This is a genomic window from Nitrosomonas sp. Nm51 (assembly GCF_900111165.1).
Classification (GTDB): Bacteria; Pseudomonadota; Gammaproteobacteria; order Burkholderiales; family Nitrosomonadaceae; genus Nitrosomonas.
In genome coordinates this window covers 205,744-215,840 of the sequence record NZ_FOGH01000001.1, presented here as the reverse complement: position 1 = coordinate 215,840, position 10,097 = coordinate 205,744, and the positions used below count along the sequence as shown (strand labels likewise).

Here is a 10,097-nt window from a genome sequence, read left to right as displayed (position 1 = left end):
TACGATCACATCTGCATGTTGAAAACACTCAAATGTGCCGTGCGTGTCGTCTGGGCCTACCGAAAATCACAATGGGTTGCATTCTTTACCACTGACCTTGATCTCACCGTCGAACAGACCATCGAATACTATGGCGCTCGCTGGAAAATCGAGGCCGGTTTCAAAGAGATCAAGCAGGAAATTGGAAGCATAAAAAGCCAAACCCGAACGCCACATGCCGTCACCAATCATCTCAACTTCTGCATGATGGCCACCACTATCACCTGGATATACGCAGATCGCCTTGATAAAACACCGCACCGTTGTTACGCTGCCAACAATCGCAGCCACTTCGCTTTCTCCGATGTCAGAAAACTGATTACCAGGGACGCACTTGACAAAGATTTTGTTACCTTTTGCCCGAAACCAGGCAAACCCGGACAAAATTCTCTCATCAAAGCATTATTGCGGATGGTCGCATAGGGAAAAAAGGGAAACTTCAGAAAGGAAGTTGAGAGAATGAATATAGAAGAACTGTATCACTTAGCTTCTTGGTTAAAGAAAGAAGCTACGACAGCAAGGGACAAATACGAAGCAGTGCGGGCCAAATTGCAGCACAATGCCCAACAGCAACAAAAACAACCGCTCGAAGGAGAACTGAATGCACTGATAGAATTTTTAGATAATATCCCATTGCACGTTTTATCTAATGAGCAAACAAGATTGCTGGAGTCCTTCGGTGTTGCTAACTACTTTGGCTCTGATGGAGTTTCTTTTGTTAACGCTCGCATTTGCTTTGATAATGCCGGCATCCCTCAGGTATCGCCACCTTCTTGCAACGACCCGGATCGCTCGCCCAATGTTCCGGCAAATACAAGCGCACATCAACCAAACTGGCCATGCTGTTTTGGCACAAACTGGCAAATACACCGACCTGACAATTGTCCACCTTGCCCAGCCGTCCGTTCCATTGCCGGGAAACACCCGCGGATGATTCTCCTTTCTTGGCAAAACCACTCTCGTCAATAATCAGGATGGCCTCAGTTCCACCTAACAGCGCATCCGTTTCAACGCGCATGATGAAAATGACGATAAATGCGCGCTAAGCGCTTCTGGAAGCCCCTGAAGGGCATATTTGAGAGACTGTTTGGTATTTTCACGACATGGTCGTGATTAATAGTTATTAAACAAAGTGTTATTATGTATCAGCTTGATACAATTTTGGGATCATTTGAATCTGACAAGGTAGAATTAAACGCCACAATATGTTTAGCAATGAATTTTATACCGATTTTTTCACCTACACTGTGGTTGTGATGACTGGGTACCAGCGACAACACCTTGCTGCCGCTTTCGAGCTGCAGCGCGTATAAAATTTCGGCACCGCGAAAAGCCTTATGGATCACGACGGCCTGCAGTGAACTCGCTTCCGAATACACTATATCATCAGGGCGGACTAGAACATCGACTTTGCTGCCTGCCGGATAGTTATGCGGCGTTTCACCCTTGAGTACACCCAGTTCAACTTCTATCTGCCGTGCATCGATTACATTGCCCGAAAGAAAGGCACCCTGCCCGATAAAATCAGCGACCTGCCGGCTGACCGGACGGTGATATAAATTATAGGCGCTATCCCACTGCCGTATATCGCCGTCGAACATTACACCGATTTTATCGGCGATTGCAAATGCTTCAGACTGATCATGCGTCACTAAAATTGCGGTGATGCTTTGATTTTTTAGTATTTCGCGCACTTCCAGACTCAAATGTTCCCGCAGGTTAACATCCAGATTGGAAAAAGGCTCGTCAAGTAATAGCAATGCCGGACGTGGCGCCAAAGCACGCGCAAGTGCGACACGCTGTTGCTGACCACCCGAAAGTTCGTGCGGATATTTTCCCGCGACATTTCCCAGCTGCACGATATGCAGCCATTTTTCAATGCGCTGCTTGCGTTCGGTGCGGGATAACTGGTGCAGGCCAAAGCCGATATTTGCCGCAACATCAAGATGCGGGAACAATGCATAGTCCTGGAACACCATACCAATTTGTCTTTTTTCCGGCGGCATACATGTGCTTGCACTGCTGACGCATCGGCCGTTGATCAAAATTTCACCGTCCGAAATCGATTCGAACCCGGCAATGCAGCGCAGCGCGGTGGTTTTACCGCAACCACTGGGACCTAACAGACAACCAATTTCACCTTTGTATAAATTCAGTGACAGTTGGTTAAGAACACGGTGTTCAGCATAGTATTGCTGAATATGGTTAAGCTGCAGTAATGCGGAACTCATTGTGACATGGCATACATTCTGTACGGTAAAAACCTTAATGTTGATGACTCCCTGAAGGCATTGATTATCTGCAATTTTGCTCTCATCTCATTCTGGTTATCCGTAACAGGGCATCCACTGACGGTGGTCAGTCTGTTTTTCATCTTTCATGCGGTTTTCTCCCTTGTAAATTCAGTATCGTGTTGTTCAGGCCAGCACTGGCCATGCTGCCTTGCACGCCGGTTTCAAGTAAATGCCGACATGCTAACCGGTTACGCGCTTATGTACAATTCAGATATAGTGAAATGCAGACACTACATTACTTCACAGGCAACATATATAGATTCTATTTTGCAAATTTTTCATATGGTTGTGGATATCTAAACCAACATTATTATTAAACCGGGTATATAATCAAATCGCGGTTGTTGTTATCTTTTAACCACTGAACGGAGGTGTATGATGTCAGCAATTCATCGAATGATTGCTATACTGGCAATCACATTTGCATGTCAAATCGTTGTGGCCGCAGACTATCGTGTCGAAATAACGAACCTGACGCATAAAATCGATTTTACGCCGCGAATCGTCATAGCGCATGTTCCCGTATCTTTTTTTGCTGCAGGTGACAACTTAAACGATACCGCTGGCGGCTTACTGGACGGGCAGATAAACAGTGCTCTGACAGAAATAGCCGAAGCAGGCAATCTTGATCCAATGATAACTGTTCTCAATCAAGAATCCGTACAAAATTTCGTTTCGTACGTTGTCGGGGCCGATTTACTGGCTGTTGGAAAAAAGCAAACGGTTGAACTTTTGAATGTTGATGAACGATTAAGTCATATATCGTTATTTGCGATGTTGTTACCAACAAACGACGGTTTTATTGCGTTAAACAATGCGGCATTGCCGCAGACGACGGCAAACACTATGCGCTACTACCTGAATGCGTACGATGCCGGCACCGAAACAAATACAGAATCCTGTGCGGACATTCCGGGCCCGTTATGCAGCGGTACAGCGCAATCCCCGGATGATACGGGTGAGGGTTTTGTTCATATTCACAGAGGAGTACGGGGACTGCACCCTGAAGAAATTAATCCGGCAGAATATGACTGGAAAAATCCGGTCGCTGTCGTAACGATTAGCAGAATTCAGTAATTCGATCGGTCTTGAGGCTATGCGCCGTTACGGTGCATCATACAATGCAGTCTCAGACTTACATTCATATGACAATCCGGTGCAGTGCCTTGCTGCATAACACCACAGTCACGCTGTACCTGGCAATAGCATATGGATAGAGTGTTGTTCCCAAGGAACTTGTGGTGATTATTTGCGGTGGTTTTGTACCGGATTTAAAAATGCAGGCATATCCCCCGGGCCACACCGCTTGTAATCAAGGTCAATCGTACGGTTAATAATCCAGGGTTCGGCTTGTTCGCGTTTTACCGCTCAAAACAGCCAAACCTGCAATTTTCGGTGAAACTTTATCAAATGTTAATGCACAAACCGTATAAAAAATATAGGCTTTGAGTGGCGGAAACACCTTACATCAATAATCTTTTACACAACATGGAGAAAGAAATGACCGATAAAGAAGCGTATTTACAGAAACTACAGGCTAAGCTTGATGAATGGGAAGCAAATATAAACGCATTGAAGGCAAAAGCTTCAGGCGCAAATGCTGACGCGCAAATCCAGATGAATAAGCAAATCCGGGAACTGGAGTCAGATAAAAGCGAAATGAAACAGAAATATGAAGAATTGAAAGCGGCCAGCGACGAAGCCTGGAAGGACATAAGCAGCGGCATGGAAGCGGCATGGGACCGCGTTTCGGCTTCTTTCAGAAATGCCGCCGACCGGTTCAAGTAAGCATCACATCAAGCGGCTGAATTTAAACCGGTATCTGCTTTACTTGTGGGCGCTTCCAGGGGGTTAACGAGGAGCAAGTTACTGCTGTTACCCCTGATGGCGCCAGGCAGACATGAGGAGCAAGATTTGGTTTTCCAAAAGAGCGGCAAATAGCATTGTCGTCGATGACGATTGATTCATAAGATTTTTTCGGTTAAAACCATACATGCCGGACCGAAGCGCTGCACATTTTCAAAGGAGGTATCATATGTTAAATCTAGCAGTTACATTTCTGATTATCGCCATCATTGCCGGCGTCCTGGGCTTCGGCGGAATTGCCGGTGCTGCAGTGGAAATGGCAAAAATAGCTTTCTTTGTCGGACTGGTACTCGCACTCGTGTTCTGGTTACTGGGCAGAAAAGGTCCCCGGGCTTGAAAGCATGCTTCCTGCAACCTGAAAAACCGGCAAACATACGCATCACTGCAGACATTGCCCGCATCGACTGGTTATATCGGATGCGCGTGTTGTTCGGGTTGCGGAACATCACTCTTGTTGACACGCTGATTCATCGCTTTCTTTCTCGCCCGGGCTTCGTCATCCTCATCTGCATCCAGTCCATTCTGCTCATCGTCACGATCATGTTCGAATACGAGCTCGGTATATAACGCAAAGTGGTCCGATCCAAAGCTGCGCAGTCTGCCCATGCTATTGAGCGTAAAATGCCGGCTGTGAAACAGGTGATCCAACGGCCATCGCAGATACCAGTAATCCGCGTGAAATGTGTTAAACATGCCACGGCCAACTCGTGGATCAAGCAATCCGCTGATTTTCCTGAACAGCCGTGTTGTTCTCGACCAGGCCACGTCATTCAGGTCGCCGGTCACAATAACCGGCAAATCAGCATCGGTCACACTTCTTGCTACAATAACCAGTTCCGCGTCACGCTCTGAGGATTCATCATTTTCCGTTGGACTGGGTGGCGCCGGATGCAGAAAATGGATACGCACCCTGTGCCCGGATGGCAACATTATCAACGCATGCATTGAGGGTTTGTCAGGTTCAACCAAATATTCGATCTGACGATTCACCATTGGAAGTCTTGAGTAAACGTGCATACCGTAGCGGTTGTCCAGCGGGCATTTGATTGTATAGGGATAATCAGTTTCCAGACAGTCCAGCTGCGCCTGCCACCAGCTATTCGATTCCAATGTCACTAATATATCCGGCGCATATTCACGAACCAATTCAATGAATCCGGCCGCGTTTCTGTTCGACATCAGCACATTGGCAGTTATGATTTTGATGCTGTTTTGCGGATCCGGGGCCTGTGCTGTTTTGACTTCCACAGGGAAAAGAAACGAATAGGGTGTGATCCACCAGGCTTGATAGATAAGACACAACAATAGTACCGAAACAAGTCCCCATGTCAGCGGCAGCGACAAATCCAGCAACAGCAATTCCAGAACAAGCGTAACCAGAATAATCAGGAATAGCTGCAGCCGGGGAAAATCAAGATCACGAATCCACCAGGCCTCATGCCGCGAAACCGGCAATACGGTCAGCAACGTTAAAATGACAGTAATAATCAGAAAAGCCGGTTGCATTAATTGAAAATTACCCTGTCATTCCTGAGCCGCATTCTTATTGAGCAGATTTTCAGCGTCGCCACGCTCATGTTCGTCCTTGACTATCCTTTCGATTGTATCGTCGTTACTGATATCGACCGCTGCATCCGCGATTACTGCAGGTTGCTGGCTGGCGGATGAGTAAGGCGTTTGCTGTGCACCGCCTTCTTTCTGCACAACATCAATATTTGTTTCATTGCCAGTCACTTTGATTTGATAAATAGGCTCCGGCATCACAATATTTTCTTGGTCGAAAGCCAGTTTTATCTGACGGATGGCTTCACTGCGTACTTTCAGAAAGCTGTATTTTTCCTGATTGGTCCAGCCATAAACCCGCAAAACGATATTGGAATCACCCAGTTTCTCAATGGTGACCATCGGTTGTGGCTCTTCCAGTACACCTTCAATGGAATTCAGCGTCTGCAAGGCGAGCGCTTGGACCTTCAGCAAATCTTGATGCGTATCAATACCCATGTCAAATTCAAAACGCCGCTCCATACTGCGTGTATAGTTGATAATAACGGCTTTAAACACACTCGAATTGGGGATACGAATGTGATTACCATCAGGAGAAATCAATATGGTCGCGCGCGCAGTAAGACGCACAACATTGCCCTCAATTCCGTCGATAGTGACAAGATCATTGACTTCGAATGGATTGCGCAGGCTTAGTAAAATGCTGGCAATATAATTTTCAACGGTATCCCTGACGGCAAAACCGACGGCAAGTCCAATAATACCGGCGGCGCCAAGTATTGAACCCAACAAGGCGGTAAGATCAAGCAGCGATAATGCAAGAACCAATCCGAGCAATATGAAAATCAGATGCGTAATTTGCCCAAACAAGTTCGCAATAAAGTAATTGGGTGCGATTTTGCGGTAAAGGCTCTGACGTCGTGAAATCCAGCGGCCAAAAAGCCAAAATAGTGCAAAGACGATAATCGCCAGCAGGAAAACAGGAAAACTTGTCAGTATTTCTTTTGCGACATTTTCTAGTTTCAGCCAAGTGTTTCCCAGGCGTTCTTTCAAATCATGCGTGATCGCCAATTCATTCTTTATTTCAACAACGCCTTTGACCTGCAGGGAAAGTTGTATTGCTTTGTTTTCTGCTGAAGCTGAACTAACATTACCTCGCAGCGTAACAATGCCATTGCTGACCGAAATTGTGATACTTTTTAACGCATCAATTTCAGAAAAAATTTTTTGCAGACGTTTCTGGATTTTTTTGTCGTCTTGCTCGGAAGCATTGACTTCGATTACCTTTTGGGTGGCAGCTTCCTGTGTTGGTTCGGTTTCGCCTGCGATCAAATCTGTAAGTTGATCGGCGCATAGCGGGCTTGTGACAAGCGTTATGCTCAGTATAAATGCCGCGAAAGTTGTGTACATACTTCGATTTTTATTTATGATTCAGGTATTGGTGTCCTGTCAGTCAGCAAATCCGGCTGTTGCTTGCTTGTAAATTGCCTGGCATTTTTCAAATCGTTTGCCAATCTCTCGAGCATCCGTGGGATTTCGAAAACTTTCTTTCGATGATTCCATAATCAATTTTGCATGACCAAATAAAGCATCAGAATACTGGGATTTCCTGGAAACCTGCAGGATTCTTGAGATCGTCTCGAGCAGATGAATCATGACCATTTCATTGTTAGTGACATTCTGCCTTAATGGATGAAACATGGTATCCACTGCATCGGCAAAACCGAACCCGCGTCTTTTTATGCGTATCACGCCATTTGAATCTTCCAGATATTCCAGGGGAAAACTCTTGTTTGCCATACGACCCAGTGATGAACTGAGCCAGTCAATACAGGCAACCGCTGTCAGGGAATCGTTAACACCGGGTGACAGGGCACGCAGCGCAATTTGCAGTAATTGCATAATCGCAAATTCTATATCACTAAATGGCGTTCTTTTCCGGCCAAGCGATATACACAGTCTCAGTTTGTCATTACATGCTTCATCAATTTTTCCATCATGATATATCCGCAAGATTGGAGAATTCTGGATAATAAAATCGCCTGGCCGCAGCAGTAATTCAATATGCAGACGCTCACTTTCCGCGATGGTACTGAGCCTGTCCACATCGACAAACTCCACATAACCACTTCCCGAAGCCAGCATGGTGTGCGACGGCATTGCATGAACAGCGATATCCCACCTTTGTTTTGAAGAATCTACAGTACACAGCTCATCCAAATCAAATAATGATTCTTCGATTGCCTGGTTCAGTTCTTCCCCGATCATGGAAATAATCTGATCCGCCTGGATGGTGGTTGAAATGTAATGTATGAAATAAATCAGGCCGATAATTGACAGTACCGTCAGCAGCAGATTAACGGCAACAGAAATTATGGGTATCTGCTGAGAAGATGCCGCATGCGTATCAATAAATGAAAGCAGCGCGAGACCATATAAAAAACTTCCGATAAGTATTCCCAGTACTATTTTGGTTTTGGTATCACGCAAAAAGTTATACAGGATTTTTGATCCGAACTGGTTTGCTGCCAGCGTCAGCGCAACAATCGAAATTGAAAAAACGACACCGGTAACCGAGATAATGGCGCTGGCCGTGACCGCAAGCAGCTGCCGAATGCCTGAAGCGCCAATCTGCAGCATATTCATCCATGACCAGTTATGTGTGTCTACATACCGGTCAAGACTCAAAAACCCGATAGCCGCGATAACGAGACCCGTTGCTATGATTGCCGGCACAAACCAGATTGTTGTGAGCAGTTTTTCCCAAAATAATCTGAGCATCGTCGTTATTTGTTTATCCGGACCTGTGTTATTCGGGGCTTGTCGGTTAAACCGGACCAGCAACTGGAGGTGGATTCATCAAATGCCGTCAAACCATCACCGCCAAATTAAAAAACCCTCGTCTGTCTCAGACAAGGGTTGCTTGGTTTGGTGAGCTATTGTTTTACTTAACTGCATACGCGCCTGAATGCATGTAACAGAATAAAAATAGATCCAAGACTAAAATATCTTGGTTAAATTCAAAGCGGTGCCAGCAGGAATATCACAATTATCATTGTCATTTGACGGGTCATCATCGCTGTCGCTGCAGGATATGAAAACGGCCGTCCCTGTTGAATTATCACCATTGAACGTTATATCGATCACCAGATTGACGGTACCAAAAATGGAACTCAGCCGAACAATGTTACCATTACGCGTTCCGCGAATCGCCTCCCAGGTTGAATCAAACGGAGAAGGCTCCAGGACAACCGCGATGATCACGCCATTATTTTCATGGACAGAAGCATAACCTGTCAGAACGCCATTAAAATTAAAGGCATAAATTCCATCAAAAGGCCCGGCAGCGTGTGCTGTGCTGGTGGTACAAAAAAGCAGAGCGAGTGCCGTCATAACTCGTTTCATTATGCTCCCTCCTTCTTTAACAGAGTCATTACGGGATCGTACCATATTTATTCTGTTACATGGCCACATTAGACGAATCGATGCGGAAACATGATGAATTTCCTTTTCAGAGCAGTTGAAAAACAGCTCAGGCCAATTCTATCCAGACTGGCTGGTGGTCGGACGCCTGCGTTTCAGCATCCGTATGACACGACTTAAGATGACTCTTTAATCCATCGGTGATAAAAATGTAGTCGAAACATTCAGGCCGGTCAACAAAATTCACGGGATGAATGCCGACAGTCGGCGCATGCGGCAGCCCGGGATATAATAATGTGCGCGTATCGTGAAATGCTGGTATACCGCTTTCAAACGAAGCGAGCAATTGCAGGCGCTCGTTTGATGACGCCGTAAAATTCATATCCCCGCATAAAATCGCTTCAACAGGCCGTGGACAACCATCAAAGGGGCCGTTCTGCTCAGCGGATTTAGGCATACGTTTTGTTGAGGCATACGCTTCGACATGCAGGCAGCGGATTGCCTCGATCTGAATTTCACGTTGATGACGCGAATAGTATTCAAGATGTGTAGCCAGCACACGGACTGGTCCAAAAGCCGTAGTAACGACAGTTTCTATCAGTGTCCGCTGCATGCTGGGTGTTTCAGGTTCGGCTGCCCAGGGTAGTAAATGCCGCCAGATCTGGCCCACCGGCAAGCGGGAAAAAATTGCATTGCCAAACAGGCTGCGATTGCCATGCCCATCCGGAATATCGGTTGCCGGACTATAGATCGCAGTATAGCCCTGCAGACCGGCTGACAGTATCTCGAACTGATTTTCGCCCTCGCTGCCTGGTAATCCTGAAAAATTGACAGCAACTTCCTGCAGACAAATGATATCAAGCTGATCCAGTCGACGAATTGTTTTCAGGATACGCTGCAGATCGACCCTGCCATCTATTCCGCGACCCCACTGAATATTCCAGCTTAGCAGCTTCATATCCGTCTTGTATA

At 46.2% G+C, this 10,097-nt stretch carries 11 protein-coding genes; 4 read left to right on the top strand and 7 right to left on the bottom strand.

The features are described from left to right. A partial coding sequence (locus tag BMY60_RS01020; protein ID WP_177166527.1) for a transposase occupies nucleotides 1-462 on the top strand: 462 nt, incomplete at its 5' end. Between the two features lie 295 nt (nucleotides 463-757). Here BMY60_RS01020 and BMY60_RS01015 read toward each other — a convergent pair. Beyond that, nucleotides 758-1,057, bottom strand: a complete 300-nt coding sequence (locus BMY60_RS01015; RefSeq protein WP_090330497.1) for a transposase — start codon at nucleotides 1,055-1,057, stop codon at nucleotides 758-760. A gap of 127 nt (nucleotides 1,058-1,184) precedes the next feature. After that, complete coding sequence (locus BMY60_RS01010; protein WP_090330495.1) at nucleotides 1,185-2,270, bottom strand: ABC transporter ATP-binding protein; 1,086 nt, start codon at nucleotides 2,268-2,270, stop codon at nucleotides 1,185-1,187. 438 nt (nucleotides 2,271-2,708) lie between these two features. Here BMY60_RS01010 and BMY60_RS01000 point away from each other — a divergent pair, with 438 nt between their 5' ends. From BMY60_RS01000 to BMY60_RS00990, 3 genes are all read left to right on the top strand, one after another. Next, nucleotides 2,709-3,410: a spondin domain-containing protein gene (locus tag BMY60_RS01000; protein ID WP_143057317.1), complete on the top strand. Its 702-nt coding sequence runs from the start codon at nucleotides 2,709-2,711 to the stop codon at nucleotides 3,408-3,410. Nucleotides 3,411-3,821: 411 nt separating this feature from the next. Then, nucleotides 3,822-4,121: a sll1863 family stress response protein gene (locus BMY60_RS00995; protein WP_256250606.1), complete on the top strand. Its 300-nt coding sequence runs from the start codon at nucleotides 3,822-3,824 to the stop codon at nucleotides 4,119-4,121. Nucleotides 4,122-4,368: 247 nt separating this feature from the next. Further along, complete coding sequence (locus tag BMY60_RS00990) at nucleotides 4,369-4,536, top strand: DUF1328 domain-containing protein (protein WP_090330490.1); 168 nt, start codon at nucleotides 4,369-4,371, stop codon at nucleotides 4,534-4,536. A 71-nt stretch (nucleotides 4,537-4,607) separates the two neighbouring features. On the opposite strand, the gene BMY60_RS00985 is transcribed toward BMY60_RS00990, so the two are convergent. The 5 genes from BMY60_RS00985 to BMY60_RS00965 form a co-directional block, all read right to left on the bottom strand. Then, nucleotides 4,608-5,705, bottom strand: a complete 1,098-nt coding sequence (locus BMY60_RS00985; RefSeq protein ID WP_090330489.1) for an endonuclease/exonuclease/phosphatase family protein — start codon at nucleotides 5,703-5,705, stop codon at nucleotides 4,608-4,610. 18 nt (nucleotides 5,706-5,723) lie between these two features. Further along, the gene (locus tag BMY60_RS00980; RefSeq protein ID WP_090330487.1) at nucleotides 5,724-7,112 is read right to left on the bottom strand and encodes a mechanosensitive ion channel family protein; all 1,389 of its coding nucleotides are present in this window, start codon (nucleotides 7,110-7,112) and stop codon (nucleotides 5,724-5,726) included. A gap of 39 nt (nucleotides 7,113-7,151) precedes the next feature. Then, on the bottom strand, nucleotides 7,152-8,483 hold the full coding sequence (locus tag BMY60_RS00975; protein ID WP_090330486.1) for a DUF2254 domain-containing protein: 1,332 nt from the start codon (nucleotides 8,481-8,483) through the stop codon (nucleotides 7,152-7,154). 219 nt (nucleotides 8,484-8,702) lie between these two features. Then, entirely contained in the window at nucleotides 8,703-9,107 is a 405-nt protein-coding gene (locus tag BMY60_RS00970; RefSeq protein ID WP_090330484.1) for a hypothetical protein, read from the bottom strand. Between the two features lie 127 nt (nucleotides 9,108-9,234). Next, nucleotides 9,235-10,083 carry an endonuclease/exonuclease/phosphatase family protein gene (locus BMY60_RS00965; protein ID WP_090330483.1) on the bottom strand — a complete coding sequence of 283 codons (849 nt, stop codon included), beginning with the start codon at nucleotides 10,081-10,083 and terminating at the stop codon, nucleotides 9,235-9,237. Nucleotides 10,084-10,097 lie beyond the last annotated feature (14 nt).

Excerpts from the sequence above, each read along its gene's own strand:
- BMY60_RS01000 (WP_143057317.1), top strand. The coding sequence starts at position 2,709 with ATGATGTCAGCAATTCATCGAATGATTGCTATACTGGCAATCACATTT.
- BMY60_RS00990 (WP_090330490.1), top strand. The coding sequence starts at position 4,369 with ATGTTAAATCTAGCAGTTACATTTCTGATTATCGCCATCATTGCCGGC.
- BMY60_RS00980 (WP_090330487.1), bottom strand. The coding sequence starts at position 7,112 with ATGTACACAACTTTCGCGGCATTTATACTGAGCATAACGCTTGTCACA.
- BMY60_RS01010 (WP_090330495.1), bottom strand. The coding sequence starts at position 2,270 with ATGAGTTCCGCATTACTGCAGCTTAACCATATTCAGCAATACTATGCT.
- BMY60_RS01015 (WP_090330497.1), bottom strand. The coding sequence starts at position 1,057 with ATGCGCGTTGAAACGGATGCGCTGTTAGGTGGAACTGAGGCCATCCTG.
- BMY60_RS00995 (WP_256250606.1), top strand. The coding sequence starts at position 3,822 with ATGGAGAAAGAAATGACCGATAAAGAAGCGTATTTACAGAAACTACAG.
- BMY60_RS00975 (WP_090330486.1), bottom strand. The coding sequence starts at position 8,483 with ATGCTCAGATTATTTTGGGAAAAACTGCTCACAACAATCTGGTTTGTG.
- BMY60_RS00970 (WP_090330484.1), bottom strand. The coding sequence starts at position 9,107 with ATGAAACGAGTTATGACGGCACTCGCTCTGCTTTTTTGTACCACCAGC.
- BMY60_RS00985 (WP_090330489.1), bottom strand. The coding sequence starts at position 5,705 with ATGCAACCGGCTTTTCTGATTATTACTGTCATTTTAACGTTGCTGACC.
- BMY60_RS00965 (WP_090330483.1), bottom strand. The coding sequence starts at position 10,083 with ATGAAGCTGCTAAGCTGGAATATTCAGTGGGGTCGCGGAATAGATGGC.